The sequence below is a fragment of the Rhodococcus spelaei genome (genome assembly GCF_006704125.1).
Classification (GTDB): Bacteria; Actinomycetota; Actinomycetes; order Mycobacteriales; family Mycobacteriaceae; genus Rhodococcus_G; species Rhodococcus_G spelaei.
The window spans coordinates 148727-167234 of sequence record NZ_VIGH01000006.1 but is presented as its reverse complement, the minus strand read 5'-3'; the positions used below and the strand labels follow the sequence as shown (position 1 = coordinate 167234).

The window sequence follows — 18508 nt, the reverse complement described above, 5'->3', positions numbered from 1 at the left end:
CTCAAGGCGCGGCGCGCGGCCCGTTCCGGCCCTCCAACTGTGCGCGCAGCCGGTCGATGGCACTGCAGTCCTGGACCAGCCGCCCGTCGCCGGGCCCCTCCGCGACCTCCCGCAGCATCTCGTCGGCACCGACCACGCCCACCGTCGCCAGGATCGCAGACCACACCGCGTAGTCGGCGGCGGTGAAGGCCGCGACGCCGTCGGCCATGCCCGCCAGCAGGATTCGGCGGTCGTCGGGGCGGAGCCGGTCGTACACGAGCGCCACCAGTTCAGAGGTCACCGCGGCGTGCGCTCGTTCGTCGCGACGGTGCAGCGCGACCGTCGCCTTGTTGACCGGTTGCACCGTCTCGTCGTCGGCGATCAGGCCCAGATAGGCGCCGATGGACGTCTCGGCGACGGTGGTGAATGCGAGCGTGACCAGCGCCGCCGACCGCGGATCTTCCTGACGCGCCACCGCGTCGCGCCGCCGTCGCACGGTCAGGCTCACCGGCAGTGTCCGCTCGGTCAGCCGCCACGGCCGCCGTCGGCGGGTCAGCGCGCTGGCGTTGAGATGCATGAGGGTGTGGTACTGCTCGTCGACCATCGCCTGGACCACCGACGACCGCGCGGTGTCGCCGAGTCCGGTGCGCAGCGAATCCTCCAGCAGCAGTTGGAAGCCCGGGTTGACGACGTGCTGCTCGATGTCGACGACGTTCTTGTTGTAGGCGATCCACGCCCAGGCGCGGATGCAGTCCCTGGTCGACTCGTCCAGCCCCAGGTACACCGGGTGATCCCGGAACGGGATGAGCTCCTCGGCGAAGTCTGCCTTGGCCGATTCGAACACCTCGTCCAGGTCCGGCTCGGACCTGCGGACGGTGGCACGGTGCGGCCAGCTGCGGACCAGCCCCCCGATCACCGCGCTCTCGACGGGGTCGTCGGGGTCGAACTCAGGCAGCTGCGGGGCGTGCGGTAGGTCCTCCACGCCGGGTGCGCGTCGGTCGTTCACGGTGTCCGCCCTCCCGCGGTGCGCACCCCGAGGGGAAGCGGAAGCGCGTCGAACAGTGCCGCACACAGGTCACCGTAGTGCGGTGCGTGCTCGCCCAACCGACCCCGCGCCTGCGCCATCAAGGCGGCGAACTCTGCCTCGGTGCCGGACTCGCACACCCGCGACAACCGGTCCAGGCCCGCAGCCAACGCGGCCCGCGCCTCGCGCGCAAACGGATTGGCCGCCTGCACATCCCAGTACACCGCCGGACTCCCGAGCGTGATGCGTGCGAGCAACGCGAGGGTGAGGGTGTGCGGCGGGGGCGCGGCGGCAAGTGATGCCTCGGTGCCGGCGTCGAGGTCGGCGAGCGCCAGCCCCAGCGCCAGCACCGACGCGTGCGTCGCCGCCTGCGTCGCCGCACACAACCGGTCGTGCTCGGCCGCTGTCACCGGCACGACCGTCGCGCCGGCCCGCCGCAGCAGGTCGAGAAACACCTCGACCGCGGCTCCGGGGTGGTGGACCACCGCGAGCACGGGCCTGCCCGCCATGCCGAGCGCGGGCGCGTACATGGGATTGATCCCGACCGCGGGCGTCCCCAGAGCCCGAATCGACTCGGCGACCCGCGACTTGACCGACAGGGTCTCCACCAGCAATGCCCCGGGGCGCAGCCGATCTCGCAGCACGACCGTCGCGGCCCGGGCGACGGTCTCGGGCACCGCGAGCAGGGCGGAATCCGCGTCCCCCAGCGCCGCGTCGAGCGCGTCGTCGGGCCGGGTGATGTCGAGCCCCCGCTCGTCCCGCGGATCCGCGACGACCACCTGCTGCCCGTCGGAGCGGAGCAGTTCGACCAGCATCGTGCCGACCGCCCCACGGCCGCCCGCGACGACCGTCGACGGAGCCCGGTTCGCGGTCACGGCCGGGACCGTCCCCCCGGCCTGTCCGACTCCGAAATGTCCGGCAGGGCATCGTCACCCGACGGCTCGTCCGCGACGGAGAGGCACCGCCGCATGGTCAGCGCCTTGACCATCGTCTCCTCGAACTCGTCGTCCGCATCGGACAGCGCGACGATGGCGCCGCCGACCCCGAACGTCACCTCGTTCTCCGCGGCGACCATCGTCCGGATGACGATCGAGAAGTCGGCGGTTCCGGTCAGCGAGAGGTACCCGATGGCCCCCGAGTAGACGCCGCGGGGACCGTCCTCGAGCTTGTCGATGATCTCCATGGTGCGGACCTTCGGTGCCCCCGTCATCGAACCGCCGGGGAAGGTCGCCCGCAGGCAGTCCACCGCGGTGGCATCCGCCCGCAACGTGCCGCGGACGGTCGAGACCAGTTGGTGCACCGGGGCGTACGTCTCGACGTCGAACAATCTCGGGACGTGGACCGAACCGGGTACGCACACCCTCGACAGGTCGTTGCGGACGAGGTCGACGATCATCAGGTTCTCGGCTCGGTCCTTCTCGCTCAAGAGCAGCCCGCGGCGCAGTTCCTCGTCCTCCCCGGGCTCCGACGCCCGCGGCCGGGTTCCCTTGATCGGCTTCGACTCGACGGTCCGATCCCCACCGATCCGCAGGAACCGTTCGGGCGAGGCACTGAGTACGGAGATGCCGGCGAACCTCAGCAGCGCGTTGTAGGGGGTGGGACTGATCTCCCGCAGGCAGGAGAACCCCTCGAGCGGATCCACCGTCCGATTCACCGACGCGACATTGGTCAGGCACACCTCGTAGGTCTCGCCGGAGCGAATCTCACCCAGACACTGGTCGATGAGGCCGAGATACGTGGCGCGGTCGTGCCGGAACCGGATGTCGATGTCGGCCTCCGCGGGAACGAGTGGGGGCGCCGGCGGGGACTGGTCGGGCACCTCGTCGAGCGTACGGATCGCATCGCTCGTCTCGCGCAGCCAGCGGTCGCCCTCCGGCTCGTCGGTGCCGTCGTCGAGGACCAGCAGGTGGCAACAACCCACGGAGTGGTCCACGACCAGCGCCCGGTCGGCGAAGACGACGGCGGCATCCGCACGCGCGGACGCGTGCACCAACTGTCCGCAGGTGTCGGCCTTGAGTTCGTAGCCGAGATAGCCGACGTAACCGAGGGTGAACGCGAACGGCAGGTCGAGCCGGGGTGCGACCGCCCGCGTACGCAGTTGCTCGTCGAGGTAGTCGAACAGGGTGGTGCTCAACTCGGTGGTCGGGTGGCCGTCGCGGTGCACTCGAACCGTTGTCTCCGCGACTCGGTAGGTGACGAATTCGGCGCGCGGACCGGACGAGTCGCCCATCACCGAGAACTTCGACTGCGCGTCGGATGCGGAACTGCCGTCGAGCCAGAAGCTGTTCGGGCCGCCGGCGAAGAGCCTCTCGTACACCGCACGCGGGTCGACCGCACGGTCGACCGTGACACTGCGCACCCGGTAGCGATGTCCCGGCTCGGGCGTCGCCGGCGGCGGTGCGGGGGCATCCACGCGGGGCATCCGGGACCGCGGGGGAGTCAGGTCACGGAAGTTCGTCAGGAGCTCACGCCCGTAGTCGGTACAGATCGACTCGGGATGGAATTGCACGCCCCACAACGGCAATTCGCGGTGGCGGACGGCCATCAACACCCCGTCGTCCGCCCAGGCCTCGGCCTCCAGGTCCGGCGACAACTCGTCGACCGCCAGCGAGTGGTACCGCACGGCACGGAACGGTGACGGGATTCCTGCGAACAGGTCACGGCCGGTGTGCTGCACCGAGCAGATCCGGCCGTGCATCGGCTCCGGGGCACCCGACACCCGTCCGCCGAACAGGTAGCACAGCCCCTGGTGACCGAGGCACACACCCAGCACGGGCAGCCCGGACTCGGTGACGGCGTTGCTGCTGATCCCGAAGTCCCGGCGCCGCTCGGGCCGGCCGGGGCCGGGGGACACGACGATGTTGTCGTACTCGGACCGCCGTACCGTCCCCCAGTCGACGTCGTTCGCGACCACCACGGGTTCACGACCGTTCACCTCCGTCAGCAGGCTGTACAGGTTGTAGGTGAACGAGTCGTAGTTGTCGATGAGCAGGGTCCGCACGGTTCGGCCCTCAGTCGCCGCCGACGGCGCGAACGCGCACGCCCAGTTCGTCCGGTGGCTCGACCGCGTCGATGATGGCGTCCTCGACGCGGCACGTCTCCGCGATCAGGAGGTCGTAGAGGTTCCGCAGAAAGTCCACCGACAGGTCGTGTCGCTGGGCATACGACCGTGCGTGCTCGTGCACGGCGCCGACCCTGCGCGGCTGCATCATCGGGATGGCGGACCGTCGTTTGACGACCGCTATGCGCGCACACACGTCGATCCGGTCTCGCACGCTGTCGAGGAGCTGGCCGTCTATCCGGTCCAGTTCCTCGCGGAGCGACTCGAGTTCGTCGTGGGCATGCGGGGCGGACACCTCTCGGTGGATCGTCCGATCCGTCCTCCCGGCTCCGTTGCGGCCGTTCGTGTCGTCCATGGTCGGCACCGCCTTGCATCGTCCGGGGCCGGCGCGTGCCCAGTTCGACATCGGCGCCGATCCACATCCGTCAGCTGCGTTCGTTGTCCATCCCCGACACGTTCATGTTCTCACGGGGCCGGAATCGGATCAGTTCATCGAACGTTCTCGAAGATCACGATCCCGACTCGACGGGTGAGCGCGCATTCCGCGGTGTGTGATGCCGGGATGCCCACCTCGAGTTCGTTCGCGGACACCGACCAGTCCTGCGCAACGACGCGGTCCAGTTCGGCGCCGAGCTCGTCCAGGACGTTCACCGGTCGCGAACAGCCCTGTCAACCCACGGTGAAGATGCTGGCGACACCAAGGGCTGCATCGCCACGACGTGCGACCGCGAGACCGAATTGCCTGGGTGAACCGCGAATGAAGGGACCGTCATCGGTGTTTACTGGTCTTGGCGAGACCCGCCGAACCGGGCCGAGAAGCCTCTTCCGCCAGCGGAGGTGTGTGCGAAATGTCGGTGTCCAGTGCATTGCTGCGAAGGTGCGGTCGGACAACTCCGCGGGCTCGGCTCAGAGCCGCGGCGCTCGTCGTTGCCGCGTTACTGTCCGGAACGGCCGGCGCGATCCCCGCCGCCGCGACCGAGCGGGCTCAGGCGCCCACCGAGGCCGGCTGCGCCTGGCAGTTCATGTCGAACAACACCGTGCTCAACGTCGCGTTCCCGGACGCGAACGCGACCTACTGGGTGCTGCCGTACGCACTCGGGGCCGGCGAGAGGATCGAGCTCACCGGCCAGTATCCGCACGCGCGGTACATGTCGCTGAACACCTACGGCACCAACTTCGACACCGTCGACACCCTCCGCGACAACCAGATCGCGCCGGATCCGGGCAGCGCCAACCCGTTTGCCGCCGCGAGCGCGACACCGGGCGCACCCGGATACTGGCACGCGACGGTGGTGCCCGGCGCCGCGGACCACGCCGCCAACCAGATCCGCGGCCTGCCGGCCGCGGGCCAGTCCACACCGTTGGGTTTCCTGATCATTCGGGTGTACGTGCCCGACGACCCGAACTCGGCGCCCGGGGGAGTGCCGCTACCGCAGGTCACGCTCGTGCGAGGTAACGGCGCGGTCCGCGCTACCGTCCCGACCTGTGCCGGACCGTTCGACCCGGCCGCCGCCCCGAACGGCCCGGTGAAGCAGGCCCTCACCACCGGCTTCGACAGCGTGATCGCGGGCGCCGCGGCCGGCGCGTTCCCCGGCAACGTGCCCGAGGCCACGTTCGTCAATCCGGCCAGCACGTCCGGCCTGTTCCCCAACGGAGACAACAAGTACCTCGGCGCCGGCCTGACGTACCAGCCGGGCCGGATCGTCGTGGTCCGCGGCCACGCGCCGACGTTCCCGGACACCCGCGCCGGGGCGCCACCGACCGAACCTGCCGCGCAGGTGCGGTACTGGTCGATGTGCCAGAACGATCAGGTCTCGCCCTATCCGGTGGTCGCGTGCGCGGCCGACTTCCAGACCCGCCTCGACGCGGCGGGGGACTACACGTACGTGGTCGCCGCTCCCGCCGACCTACCTGCGAGGGCCACAGCGGATCCGACGGTGACCGTGCTGCCGTGGGGTTCCACGACGGTGGCGAAGAAGGTGCTGTTCCTGCGGCACATGCTGCCGAGCGCACAGTTCTATCCGCAGTCGGTCCAGGCCTCGCAGGACCAGCACAGCGATCCCGCGACCTCCATGGGTGCGTACTACCCGGAGGCGACGTACTGCTCGACAGCGACCTTCGAGAGTGGCGGGTACCGCGCATGCTTCGATTCGGGAGGGCGGTAGCCATGGATCGGCGCACCCTGTTGCAACTCGTCGGCGTCGGAGTTCTCGCCCTCGTCGGTGGCATCGGGACGGCCACTGCCGATCCGCTGCCGATCGTCGACCCCGGATTCACCCTGCCACCGTTGCCGCCACTGCCACCGTTGCCGACAATTCCTGGACTGCCCGTGCCGTCCATGCCGCCGCTGCTCCCACGCGTGCCGGCGCCGTCAGGGGTGATCACCCAGCTACCCGGCGACGGCAACCTGCTCGCCCTGACCGTCGACGACGGCACCACCTCCGACGTGGTCGCCGCGTACGCCCAGCTCTGCCGCGACACCGGCTTTCGAATCACCTTCTTCCCGAACGGGGTCAACCGGTCCTGGACCGACAACGCGCCGGCCTTGCGGCCGATGGTCGAGTCCGGTCAGGTCGTGCTGGGAAACCACACCTGGTCGCATCCGGACATCACCACGCTGTCGGCGGCCGCCCTCGCCGACCAGATCAACCGCAATGCGGACTTCCTGCGAAACGTGTACGGGGTGAGCGGAACTCCCTTCTTCCGCCCGCCGTACGGTCGGCACAACGCGATGACCGACCGCGTCGCCGCAGACCTCGGCTACCGCACCGTCACGCTGTGGAACGGCACCATCGGCGACTCGCGGATCGTCACCGAAGCCGACGTCGTCGCCGCCGCGAAGCAGTCGTTCCAGCCGCAGGCAATCGTGCTGTGTCACGCCAACCAGCGCGTCGTCCCGCGCACGTTCCCGCGGCTCGTGGACATCGTCAACAGCCGGAGCCTGCGTACCGTCACACTGTCCGACGTCTACTCGTAGCGGCTCCGACCCGCGGTGCGGTCAGGCTCCGGCGGCGGTGACCACGGCGTCGGTGAGGAACCCCAGAATCACGCCGAGCAGGATGCCCCAGGTGACCAGCTCCTTCATGCCGCTCGCGCGCGCCACGGCGAGCAGTTCGATGACGACGTACAGGATCGAACCGGCGGCCAGGGTGAGGAAGCCGATCGAGAGGGTGCTGTTGGTGACGTGCTCGCCGACGACGGTGCCCAGGAAGGTCGGACCGCCGGCGATCAGACCGAGCAACCCCAGCCGGCCCCACGACGGTCTCGTGCCCGCCGCGGCGAGCGGCGCCACGATACCGAAGCCCTCGGTCGCGTTGTGCAGCCCGAACCCGATGATCAACAGGATGGCGAGTTGGAGCTCGCCGCTGGCCGCTGAGGTCCCGATGGCCAGGCCTTCCGCGAAGTTGTGCAGTCCGATGCCGACGGCGATCATCATCGACAGGGCGGCGAACCGGGATCGGACTGCGGCGCCGGCGGGGTACTCGGTGATCGAGGCCGCGCCCGGACCGTCCCTGCGTTGACCGGCAGCGGCAGCGACGCGATGCGCGACCCTGCGGTCGAAGTAGACGAGACCGAGCAATCCCAGCCCGAAGCAGCCGACGAAGACAAGGCCGTTGCCGATCGCCGGACCGTAGTCGTGCGCGCCCAGGGACGTGTCGATCGGTTCCCAGGCGTGACTGAGTACGTCCCAGAGCAGGAAGATCAGGATGCCGATGGCGAGCGCGTTGAGGAGCGCGCGGAGCCGGGGCGCGGGCGACCGGAGCCGACCGACCGGCAGTCCGAGGAAGATCGTGAATCCCGCGATTGCACCGAGCAGCGCGATACTGGTTGAACTCATTCTCGACCGCCTCCAGTCGATTGGTGCTGCCCCACCAAGCCTCGATTATTAGGTAAGGCTAGCCCGACACGGAGCGGAGTGTCGAGGGTCGTTGACGGATCGAAGGGACGACGCACCGGCCGCCGGGAACACACCCGATAAACCGTCACAGTGACGTATTGGGTGCGGGCAGCGGAACGCCGGGGGACTGCGAATCGGATTCGGCGATCCGGCAATTCGCAACGGACGGGGAGGCGGTAGACGCCCGGTCGCTTCCTGTCGGGCTCGCGGACACCCGACAGGAAGCGGCCGCGGTCGCAGGATCCAGCGACCGCGGCAGGGCCGTCGGACGGATCCGGCCGACGACGCCCAGAGGCGACGCCTCACACTCCGCCGCGCATGCGTCAAATCGTCACAGTGACGTTTCGACCCGGAGCGCCGGGACCTGAGGGGACCGCGAATCCGGTTCGACCGGAAGGGATTTCACGCGACAAGAGCACGTGCGTCCGGACGGGCGGCGCACATCGACAGTCGGCCGCGGGCGACTGCATCCGAGCCGTGCCGGGCGAGCGCGACGCATCGGCCCATCAGTTCGTCCGAGCTGGCATCAGTGGGGTACAGACCGAATCGAATGGCACGCCGGTCAGGTAACCACCGAGTTGAAGAAGGTACCGATAATCGACATTATGTCATTTCACGTGGCAATGGGTGTCCCCGGACTGGATGCGACGCGGGACCCCGAGATCTGCGAGACCACAAGTCACGCATGCGGTTCGGCCGCGGCGAGGCACCCTGCGCAGACACCGCCCCTGCTGAGTGGCGGTGCGTACCGAACCACGCCGGCATCAGGACAGCGCGTGCGTGCCAGTCGAATGTCGCCACGCACGCATCGGGATTCGACGCCAATGCCAATTCGGCGCCCGCCGACCGGATTGACCGGACTTCGGCGGATCCACGAGATTCCGCACTCCCCGGATCGCCCACACGGACCCCGATCGGACTTTCATGGATAATTGCGATTATCCATGAAATAGACAGTCCTACAACAGTATTCGACTTCCCACTCCTTCGCATCTTCGGAACCTGTTCACCACAGCGCGTAACACCCCCCCGACCACTCCGACCACGGACCGGGATCGACATCTCACTCCCCTCGACGGACAGGTGCGCCCTCATCGACACCCCCTTCCCCACTCAGACCGCCGATCACGACGACGTCGCGGCAGCACAAAGGGTGTCCGGGTGACTGCATCCGCCGTGTCTGCGCTCGATCCTTCGTCGTATCTCCTCGGAGACGAGTTCGTCGAAATCGATCACCCTGGTGTGCGAGCACTCGGCGGCGTACTCGCATCGCAGTCCGTCGACGACATCGACGTCGCACGCCGGGCCTACGAATGGGTCCGGGACGAGGTTGCGCATTCGTACGACGCGCAGGATCCCCGGGTGACGCTGCGCGCGTCCGATGTCCTCGAACAGCGAGTCGGTCTCTGCTATGCGAAGTCCCACCTGCTTGCCGCCCTCCTGCGTGGCCAGGGCATCCCGACGGCGCTGTGCTACCAGCGACTCGCCCACGGCGACGGGCATGTCCTGCACGGGCTCGTCGCGGTCTTCTGCAGGGCGCCTGGCATCGGCAGGATCCGCGCGGCAACCGGGAGGACATCTCCGCCGAGTTCTCGCTCGGCGAGGAACGACTCGCCTGGACCGCCGATCCGAGGCTCGGAGAGATCGACTATCCGACGCGGCACGTCACACCGGCCCGAGTCGTCGTCGACGCCCTGCGGAGCACGACCGATGTCCTCTCCCTCTACGACGCCGGCCTGCCGTCGGATCTCGACTGAGCCAGTAGCACTGCACAGGAGCCGCAGACCACCCCGTCCCTCTCCCTCCGCGACGGAGCACTGCGGCGACAATGGTCCGCATGGACCTGACCTTGATCGCCATCGTCGGCGTCGTCAGCATTGTTGCCGTGGCGGCCTTCTCGCAGTGACGATGCCCGCCCAGGACTTCCGGCGGAAATTCAAGGCGATCAGCGGTCTCGCGGCGCTGCTCGTGCTGGCCACCACCGCCGGCGCAGGCGTGCTGTTCCACCTGCTCATCCCCGACCTCGGGTGGGCGACGGCGTTCGCGCTCGGCGCGGTGATCAGCCCCACCGACGCCGTCGCGGCGACTTCCGTCGGACGCAAGCTCGGCCTGCCCTCCCGCTTGCTGACGGCGCTCGAAGGCGAGGGCCTCGTCAACGACGCGTCGGCCCTCGTGCTGCTGCGTTCCGCGATCGCCGCGATGGCCGGCGCGGTGTCGCTGTGGCACGTCGCCGGCGACTTCGTGTTCTCGGTCATCGTGGCGACCCTGATCGGCGTCGTCGTCGGCGTCGTCAATGTCCGCGTGCGCGGCTGGATCAACGACACGGTCCTCAACACGGCGATCTCGTTCTTCGTCCCCTTCGCCGCGTTCGTGCCCGCCGAGGAATTCGGCGCCTCCGGTGTGCTCACCGTGGTGGTCACCGGACACCTGAGCCCCCGCTACCTGCGTGCCCAGGACCGCATCGGCGAGGAGATGAACTGGCGCACCATCGCGTTCCTGCTCGAGTCGGTGATCTTCCTGATCATGGGCCTGAGCCTCGAGCACCTCCTGGACGAGGTCCAGGACGCCGGACTGCCCTCTCGAGCGGCGAGTCCACCGCACCAGCGCCGACATCGACTTCCTGCTCAACGAAACCCTCGGTTGGCGCGGAGGCGTCGTGCTCGCATGGTCCGGCATGCGCGGCGCGATCACCCTCGCCGCCGCCCAGACGCTCCCCCACGACACCCCGTACCGGGCCGAGCTGATTCTGATCGCGTTCGTCGTCGCCGTCACCACCCTGCTGCTGCAGGGGCTGACGCTGCCGGTGGTGATCCGCTGGGTGAAGGTGCCCGGCGACGACCGGGCCCGACTGCGCACCGAGTACGGCAATCTCCTGACCGAACTCACCGCCGCCGCCGAGGACGCCATCACCGAATCCGGCACCGGCACCGAGCCGGACGTCCTCGCGCGAGTCCGAAACGACAGTCTGATCGGCAAGCGCGAAGGTCGCCCCGTCTCCCCCGATCCCGAACACGACGAGCGCCGCGAAGAGTACATACGACTGCGGCTGGTCGCGATCGCCGCCGAACGCGACGCCCTCCTCGACGCCCGCTCGCACGGCCGATACAGCTCCCAGACGTTCAGCGCCGCCGCACGCATGCTCGACCTCGAGGAGACCCGCCTCGAATCGCTGGGTGATCGGCCCGCCCACTGACGGACCCCTCCCTCATCTCGGCTGTTTGAGACTCCGGTGGGGAACCGCGACATTCCATTCGATTGCCGATAACCCGCGTTATGACAGTATCTTGGCGCGTCGTCAGCGCGGAATCCTCACCCACTCCCGAAAGCTGCCTGCTACCAGCACACTTTCCCTCATCCACTCCGACCGGTGACGGTGAGCCTCCCTGTATCGACATGGTTGACGGGGACATACGGGCACTCCCCCGCATGTGGGCCCGCCCGGTCGTGTCCGCCGCCAGGAGGGCTCAGCGCCCCGCAGCGGAGGCGAACCGAGGACCCAAGGGCACAAAGTAGAAAATGCCGAGGCCGATGCAGACTGCCAGGGTCAGGTACGGCGTCAGCAGACCCGCGAGGGCTGCGAGCAGATACGCCGGGACGGCGACCGCGCCGCGGAGCAGGATCGACCGTCGCTGGACCGGCGTGAGCGGCTCGCTCAGCAGATACGGGCGACGCACCACCAGCAGCCACTGCAACGCCACGAATACCACTGACGTCACCAGGAACGACCCTGCGTAGATCACGGCGGCCAAGTGCGCCCCGGACCGGTCGTTCAGGTAGGTCGAGAACAGTGCCGTGGTGAACGGCAACGCCACTATGCACAGCAGGAGCAGCAGATTCAACACCAGGGCCGAATGATCCACGGCCATCAGACGCTTCATCATCGAGTGATGGTTGATCCACATGATGCCGATAGCCAGGAATGAGATGACGTAGGCCAGGTAGTTGGGCCACAGCTCACCGAGACTGTGCGCGAGGCTGACGCCTGCGATGGGCTCCGGAACCCGCAGGTCCAGCACCAGCAAGGTGATGGCGACCGCGATCACGCCGTCCGAGAACGCCTCGACCCTGCCAGTGCCGTACGTCTGCGCCGGCAATCGGGTGCGCTGATTGTCGCTGCCCATAAGGCATTAGGCCACAGTCGACGACCACACGCCAGGCAAGTCACCGCATGGCAGCGTCGACCTCTCCGCTTGCCACTTCTTCGGGCGGTCGCGCCTGTGCGGTGCGGGCGGCGCGGGCGGACAGTTGCGCGAAGGCGTCGACGAGTTCTGTCGGTCCGAGGACGTCTATCTCGGCATCGAACTGCGCGAGCGACGCAGCCAGAGCGGGCCAGCTCCAGGAGCCGAGTCGCAGGCGAGTTCGCTGTGCGTCCAGGGGTTCCGCTACGCCGTCGCGGGCGAACGGTGCCACGGCTGCAATTGGTGCGTGCAGGATCATCTCCCCCGCGCACGGCCACTCCGAGGAGGTGTCGTCGGCACCGTTGAACCGGGCCGAGAGGAACGCGCCGACATCTGCGCCCGGCACGGTGCGTGGCGTGAATCGAGGGCCGGTCGGGACTCTCGGGGTGATGCGATCGGCACGGTAGGTGCGCCACTGCTCTTTCCCTGGCACCCAGGCGACCAGGTACCAGCGGCCGGACCAGGGCACCAGGTGGTGCGGCTGGACCTGTCGTGGCGGCCGATCGTGCACCCCTGGTCGGCCGTCGGTGTCGTAGTCGAAGCGGAGTTCCTCGTGCGCGCGAATGGCCGCGCCGATCGCAAGCAGGACATCCGGGCTCGCTTGCAAGCCTGCTGGGCCGTCGGTGCGCTCGACCGCGGTGAGTTCCACCGCATCGACTCTTGCGCGCAGCCGGGTGGGAAGCACTCGGCGCACAGTCGCCAATGCGCGGGCCGCAGCCTCGGCGATACCGGCGCCGGTCCCGGACGCCGATCCGAGCGCGATCGCGATGGACACGACCTGATCGTCGTCGAAATACATCGGCGGGGTCGAGGATCCGGCCTGGAGTCGATATCCCCCGTCGGGACCTTTGGTGGCTCGAATCTCGTAGCGAGCTCGGCCCGGCCCAGTGGACACCTGCCTTCGGGATGCTGACCGACCGCTACGGCGTCACGTGGATCCTCGATGTGGCCACCGGCGACTGACCAGCGCTGGAGGGCGAGAAGGGGGTGAACCATCCCTTCCACTTTCAACATATAGCGCAACGGGGGGCTTGCGGCAAGGCCCCGGTCATGCCGCAGAATTGCCGGCCAAGGCCAGAACCTGCAGAAACAGGAGTCACGGCCTTGCCAGCGCTGTTTGTCGCATCAGATCGGAGCCGCTCACGTGACCTCTCTGGGTACCAGTGCGTTCAACCTTCCCGACCGCCTCGCCGCAAAAGCCGACCCGACGCTGATCGCCGAAGACGAGCAGCACTTCTCAGCGATCGCCGAGAGCCTCGAGCGTTCCATCGCGGACCTGTCCCGCCGCCTCGACTCCGCGCGCAAGGTGCCCGCCCGCTTGGGTCAAGAGGTGCTGGAGCGAGACCTGCTGGTCCACCAGCTGAGCGCCGAGCTGCGCGCCCGGCGTCGCTTCGGTCTGGACCTGTGCCTCGGACACATCGTCGGAGCCAGCGCGGAGCCCGTGTACATCGGACGCCTCGGCCTGATGGACGACGCGGGTAGTCAGCTGCTGATCGACTGGCGCTCCCCCGCCGCCGAGCCGTTCTTCGGTGCGACACACGGCAATCCGATGGGGCTGTCACGCCGCCGCAGGTATCGGTGGGCCCGCGACCGGATCAGCGACTACTGGGACGAGGTCTTCACCCGGGACGGGTTGGAGAACGACGCCGCGCTCGACGACCAGTCCGCCTTCATCGCCAGCCTCGGCAGCAACCGGTCGCCGCGGATGCGCGACGTTCTCGGCACCATCGCGGCCGACCAGGACGCAATCGTCCGCGCGGGGTCCCGTGGTGCTCTCGTCGTCGACGGCGGGCCGGGCACGGGCAAGACCGTCGTCGCGCTGCACCGGGCCGCGTACCTGCTGTACTCCGACCCCCGACTTCGGCACGGTGTGCTGTTCGTCGGTCCGCACGAGCCCTACCTGGCCTACGTCGCCGACGTCCTGCCCAGCCTCGGCGAGGAGAGCGCCCAGCTCTGCACCCTGCGCGATCTCGTCGCCGAGGGTGCCGCCGCGACAACCGAATCCGACCCGGCCGTCGCGCGCCTGAAGTCGTCCACGCGGATGGTGAGGGCGATCGAGGCGGCCGTCAAGTTCTACGAGGAGCCGCCCACCACGGGTATGACGGTCGGAACCGACTGGTCCGACATCTGGCTGAGCGCGGAGGACTGGGCCGAAGCGTTCCAGGCACCCGAGCCCGGCACCCCACACAACGAGGCACGCGAACAGATCTGGGAGCTGCTGATCACGATCCTGATCGACAAGCATGACGGCGACGCACCTGCCGCGGAGGTGCGGAAGTCGTTGGCACGGAACGATGAACTGCGGCTGGCCCTCGACAACGCATGGACAATGATCGAAGCCGCCGACCTCGTCGCAGACCTGTGGTCGGTACCCGCCTACCTGCGTCGGTGCGCGCCCTGGCTCAGCCCGGACGAGGTTCGCACGCTGCAGCGCCCGGACGCGCAGCGCTGGACGGTGTCCGACCTGCCGCTGCTGGACGCCGCGCGGCAGCGCCTCGGCGACCCGGGGGCAGCGCGGCGGCGGCGTCGCCACCAGGCCGCCGTCGCCGCCAAACGCGAGCAGCGGTCCAGGGTCGTCGACGACCTGATCGCGTCCGACACCTACGCCGACGGGGAAGGCTTGATGACGCAGCTCCGACAGCAGGACCTGCAGGAGATGCTGGTCGACGAGGACGCGCTGCCCCGCACGGACCCGGACCTCCTGGCCGGCCCGTTCGCGCACATCGTCGTGGACGAGGCGCAGGAGTTGACCGATGCGGAGTGGCAGATGCTGCTGTTGCGCTGCCCGTCCCGGAGTTTCACCATCGTCGGGGACCGTGCCCAGGCCCGGCACGGGTTCACGGCGTCCTGGCAGGAACGGCTCGAAGGTGTCGGGTTCGACCGCATCAGCCAGGCCTGTCTGAGCATCAACTACCGGACCCCGGAAGAGGTCATGGCGGAGGCCGAGCCGGTGATCCGTGCCGCGCTCCCGGACGCCAACGTGCCGACCTCCATCCGGAGTAGCGGCGTTCCCGTCGTCCACGGAACCATGTCGGAGCTGGGGACGGTCGTCGACACCTGGCTCTCCGAGAATGTCGAGGGGATCGCCTGCGTCATCGGGACTGGTGTCGCAGAAGACGGGATGTTCCGGGAGGGCCCACGTGTCCGGTGGCTGACCCCGGAGCTGGCGAAGGGGCTCGAGTTCGATCTGGTCGTCCTCGTCGATCCGGACACGTTCGGCGAGGGCATCGAAGGGGCGGTGGACCGCTATGTGGCCATGACCCGGGCAACCCAGCGCCTCGTGATCCTCACGAGGCCCGCCGATCGCCATCCGGCCTGACGAGAAGCGAAGCGGTATCGGCGCCCGGCGGATGCGCCGGACGCCGATACCCCTGTCACGTCAGCCGGGCGTCACGGTGGCTCGAGAGAGGTGTCGTGCGAAGAACCGGGCCGAAGTGTCGACCTCGAAACCGGGTACCTGGTGGTGCCTGCCCGGGTAGGCGTGCAACGCCTTCTCCTCGGACGCGCAGGCGTCGAACAACGCCAAACCTCCGTCGCGGCCGATTACCTCGTCGTCCCACGGAACGAGGAACTCGACCGGGATGGTGATCCGTCTCGCCGCCTCGATCAGGGCCTCGTACACCAGCACCCCGCCGAACGCCGCCGCGGTGATCCGGGGTTCGACCGACGTCAGCAACAGACCGGTTGCGGCACCCAACGTCATGCCGCCGTAGCCGATCGGCGTGCCGGCGCCGATCTCGGGCAATGCCTGGAGGGCGTCCAGGGTGGCCTGCCATTCCGGCACGGCACGCTCCGCGAGGGAGGAGTTGTACTCGACCACGATCGGACCGATCGGCTCTCCAGCTACTCGAGCCTGCTGGAGAGCGGCGACCCACTGCTGGTCCTGCTCGTTTCGTGGCCGGTCACCGTGCCCCGGCGCGTCGATCGCGGCCACCGTGAACCCGCACGTGGTCACGTAGTGGTGGACCCGGGACAGGATTCCCGGCGCCCTCTTGTGCATGCCGCCACTGTGGCCCATGAGGATCAGGGGTGCACCGTCGGTGCCGGATGCGGCCGACCAGAGCACACCGGTGATCTCGCCCAGAGTGAAGTTGCGTTCGATGACACCGTTCGACGATGTCTCAGCTGTGAAATGCATAGGTTGTTGCCTTTCGGGATTGCCGTGGTGAGGCGCTCCCGGCGACACCTACGTCAGTCGCCGAACCGTGAAGAAGAGGGGGAGCACCCAATGGATACTGCGTTCACGGGTCTCACCTCCTCGCGTGTGTCACGGACCCCGGGAGACTATCAGCCCGAACATCGTGCTGCCCAACCATTTTCCTGTCGACGGACCGAGTGTTCGGCTCACGCGTTCCAGCGGCCGGCGTTCAGGGGGTGGGGTTCGCCGGTGGCGGCCGTCGCGACGATGACCGTCCGCGATGAGTTTGGGCGCCCAGACCGGTCCGCCGGACCACTCTTACTTGACACGCTTGACTTGACCTACTTGACCAGAGAGGATGGGGGCATGAGCAGCCCACTGACCGAGGTCATGGCAGCGGAACTCGCCGCCAGCGGTATCGACGAGACCGAACTGAACTCCGCGGACGTCCAGTACGTCGAGCACCGGATCCGCGACGTGCTCTCCGGCCTCAAGGCGCGACGCGCCTGGGAGAACCACATCGGGCCGATCCTCACGCACAAGCAAACCCTCGAGGTGACCGGCTGGACGAAGCAGGCGCTGAGCCAGGCGGTCCGCGAGCACCGCGTGCTTCGCCTCGTCGCCGAGGACGGGTCGGCCGGCTACTCGGTCGCCGGATTCGACGACAACTCCCCCGCAAGGCCGCTCCCCGGACTCAAGGACGTCCTGCGAGTGTGGTCGCACGCCGACCCCCGCGGCTGGACCGTCGCGTCGTGGCTGATGAGCGAGCAACCAGAACTCGGCGGCCGCACCCCGCGCCAGGCGCTACTCGACAGCGACGGACCGACCGTACTCGAACTCGCGCGCCAGGCCTCCGATCGAGTGGCCGCGTGAGCGCACCCCGCGCCACGCAACACCTCTCGCCTCCCCCTCCCCCGGATCAGCTTCGAAACCGCTTCCCCACCACCGTGATCCCGCCCGGCTCGCCGCTGCATCGAACGCACGGCGCCTCGTTCGCGCCGTGGTGGTTCGGCAGCCGTGGGCACGGGCGGTTCGACCTCGCCGACCCGCGGGGCACCTGCTACGCCGCGGAGTCGGAACAGGTCACCCTGCTCGAAACCTGGGGCGGCATCCGGGTCATTCCCAGCACCGAGCTGGTCGGGCGCGCGATCTCGCGCCTGGAACTTGCCGCCGACCGACGAGTCGCGGACCTGACGTCGAACCTGGCTGTGCAGTTCGGCGTCACCGCCGAGATCTTCACGACTGTCGACTACCACCTCACCCAGCTGTGGGCCGCGGCGCTCGATGCTGCCGGCTACGACGGCGTCCGGTACTGGGCGCGCCACGACCTCACCCACGACCACGCGTGCGTCGCCCTGTTCGACGGCGGCGGCGACCGCACCCGCTCCACCACCTCCTCCAGCGACTACGTCGTCGCCCGCACCGACAAACTCTCCGCCCGCGGAGATGTTTTCGAGGAGCTACGCGTGACCTCGGGCATCGCCGTACTCGCCATCCCCCACTCGCTGTAGCGGCTGCTCGAGCTTCGGATCCGCATCGATTCGCCCGAATCTGCCCGACTACCCCCGGGCATGCACGACCATGGTCGGGTGGAGGCCATTGCGCGCACAACCGACCACGAGGCAGCGGGCGTCGCCCGCGCCGGCGCGGCCTGGTGGACGCCGATCTCCTCGGCGGCGGCTCCGTTGCTGCTGATCGGCGGCTGGGTGGCCGCGGGCAGCAGGCAGCCGCCCACCTACAGTCCGGTCCGGCAGTCGATCAGCGTGCTCTCCGGCGACGCTGCGACCGACCAGTGGGTGATGACGACCGCCCTGATCGCGGTGGGTCTGTGCCACCTGCTCACTGCCGCAGGCCTGTACGGGATACGACCGGCCGCCCGGATCGTTCTCGCCGCGTCGGGTCTGGCCGGCATCGCGATGGCGATGATCCCCCAACCGGAAGTCGGGTCCATACCCGCGCACGTCGCCCTCGCCGTCCTCGGTGCCATCACCCTCGCACTGTGGCCGGCATTCGTGGGCTCGCGTGCGCACCGCTGGCCCTCGTTGCTGAGCGTGCGGATGTGCACGATCGCCACCCTCGTCTTCGTGGTGATGACGGTGTGGCTGCTCATCGAGGCGCAGGGCGGCGCCAACTTCGGTCTGTCCGAACGGATCTGCACGAGCATCGAGTCGAGTTGGCCGTTTCTCGTAGTGCTCGCAGTTCGCCGCGCCGCGGTCTGATCGTCCCCCCA

At 68.7% G+C, this 18508-nt stretch carries 16 protein-coding genes and 1 pseudogene; 8 read left to right on the top strand and 9 right to left on the bottom strand.

All coding sequences use genetic code 11. From position 1 onward, the window contains the following. Nucleotide 1 precedes the first annotated feature (1 nt). From FK531_RS14645 to FK531_RS22415, 5 genes are all read right to left on the bottom strand, one after another. Nucleotides 2-985, bottom strand: coding sequence for a diiron oxygenase (locus FK531_RS14645; RefSeq protein WP_246098166.1), 984 nt, complete (start codon nt 983-985; stop codon nt 2-4). Further along, nucleotides 982-1878, bottom strand: a complete 897-nt coding sequence (locus tag FK531_RS14640) for a prephenate dehydrogenase dimerization domain-containing protein (RefSeq protein ID WP_246098165.1) — start codon at nt 1876-1878, stop codon at nt 982-984. Before FK531_RS14640 ends, FK531_RS14645 begins: the two co-directional genes overlap by 4 nt. Next, on the bottom strand, nt 1875-4004 hold the full coding sequence (gene pabB / locus FK531_RS14635; protein WP_142100525.1) for an aminodeoxychorismate synthase component I: 2130 nt from the start codon (nt 4002-4004) through the stop codon (nt 1875-1877). The genes FK531_RS14640 and pabB overlap by 4 nt, the downstream gene beginning before the upstream one ends. Before the next feature lie 10 nt (nt 4005-4014). Next, on the bottom strand, nt 4015-4419 hold the full coding sequence (locus tag FK531_RS14630) for a chorismate mutase family protein (RefSeq protein ID WP_142100523.1): 405 nt from the start codon (nt 4417-4419) through the stop codon (nt 4015-4017). 134 nt (nt 4420-4553) lie between these two features. Further along, nucleotides 4554-4715, bottom strand: coding sequence for a hypothetical protein (locus FK531_RS22415; RefSeq protein WP_181762968.1), 162 nt, complete (start codon nt 4713-4715; stop codon nt 4554-4556). A 197-nt stretch (nt 4716-4912) separates the two neighbouring features. Between FK531_RS22415 and FK531_RS14625 the strand changes: the two genes are divergently transcribed. Together FK531_RS14625 and FK531_RS14620 are read left to right on the top strand one after the other, a co-directional pair. Continuing rightward, on the top strand, nt 4913-6229 hold the full coding sequence (locus FK531_RS14625; protein ID WP_181762967.1) for a hypothetical protein: 1317 nt from the start codon (nt 4913-4915) through the stop codon (nt 6227-6229). Between the two features lie 2 nt (nt 6230-6231). Further along, nucleotides 6232-7041, top strand: a complete 810-nt coding sequence (locus FK531_RS14620; protein WP_142100521.1) for a polysaccharide deacetylase family protein — start codon at nt 6232-6234, stop codon at nt 7039-7041. Between the two features lie 21 nt (nt 7042-7062). On the opposite strand, the gene FK531_RS14615 is transcribed toward FK531_RS14620, so the two are convergent. Further along, complete coding sequence (locus tag FK531_RS14615) at nt 7063-7902, bottom strand: ZIP family metal transporter (RefSeq protein WP_142100520.1); 840 nt, start codon at nt 7900-7902, stop codon at nt 7063-7065. A gap of 1143 nt (nt 7903-9045) precedes the next feature. Here FK531_RS14615 and FK531_RS23000 point away from each other — a divergent pair. Beyond that, a pseudogene (locus FK531_RS23000) lies at nt 9046-10446 on the top strand (cation:proton antiporter domain-containing protein); the annotation flags it as partial. 172 nt (nt 10447-10618) lie between these two features. Further along, the gene (locus FK531_RS22815) at nt 10619-11155 is read left to right on the top strand and encodes a cation:proton antiporter (protein WP_253037038.1); all 537 of its coding nucleotides are present in this window, start codon (nt 10619-10621) and stop codon (nt 11153-11155) included. A 271-nt stretch (nt 11156-11426) separates the two neighbouring features. Here FK531_RS22815 and FK531_RS14600 read toward each other — a convergent pair whose 3' ends face one another. Together FK531_RS14600 and FK531_RS14595 are read right to left on the bottom strand one after the other, a co-directional pair. Continuing rightward, nucleotides 11427-12083 carry a TMEM175 family protein gene (locus FK531_RS14600; protein ID WP_142100518.1) on the bottom strand — a complete coding sequence of 219 codons (657 nt, stop codon included), beginning with the start codon at nt 12081-12083 and terminating at the stop codon, nt 11427-11429. A 40-nt stretch (nt 12084-12123) separates the two neighbouring features. Next, nucleotides 12124-12915, bottom strand: a complete 792-nt coding sequence (locus tag FK531_RS14595) for a helix-turn-helix transcriptional regulator (RefSeq protein WP_246098163.1) — start codon at nt 12913-12915, stop codon at nt 12124-12126. 369 nt (nt 12916-13284) lie between these two features. On the opposite strand from FK531_RS14595, the gene helR reads away from it, so the two are divergent. Further along, nucleotides 13285-15459 (top strand): RNA polymerase recycling motor ATPase HelR, encoded by a 2175-nt coding sequence (gene helR / locus FK531_RS14585; protein WP_142100514.1) that lies wholly within the window; start codon nt 13285-13287, stop codon nt 15457-15459. Nucleotides 15460-15519: 60 nt separating this feature from the next. On the opposite strand, the gene FK531_RS14580 is transcribed toward helR, so the two are convergent. Continuing rightward, nucleotides 15520-16278, bottom strand: a complete 759-nt coding sequence (locus tag FK531_RS14580; protein ID WP_142100513.1) for an alpha/beta hydrolase family protein — start codon at nt 16276-16278, stop codon at nt 15520-15522. A 366-nt stretch (nt 16279-16644) separates the two neighbouring features. On the opposite strand from FK531_RS14580, the gene FK531_RS14575 reads away from it, so the two are divergent. The 3 genes from FK531_RS14575 to FK531_RS14565 all read left to right on the top strand — a co-directional run bounded on the left by FK531_RS14575 (nt 16645) and on the right by FK531_RS14565 (nt 18497). Next, a complete protein-coding gene (locus FK531_RS14575; protein ID WP_142100512.1) occupies nt 16645-17151 on the top strand; it encodes a hypothetical protein in 507 nt (168 codons plus the stop codon). Then, entirely contained in the window at nt 17148-17789 is a 642-nt protein-coding gene (locus FK531_RS14570) for an RES family NAD+ phosphorylase (protein ID WP_181762966.1), read from the top strand. The genes FK531_RS14575 and FK531_RS14570 overlap by 4 nt, the downstream gene beginning before the upstream one ends. A 78-nt stretch (nt 17790-17867) precedes the next feature. Then, entirely contained in the window at nt 17868-18497 is a 630-nt protein-coding gene (locus FK531_RS14565) for a DUF998 domain-containing protein (protein ID WP_181762965.1), read from the top strand. Nucleotides 18498-18508 lie beyond the last annotated feature (11 nt).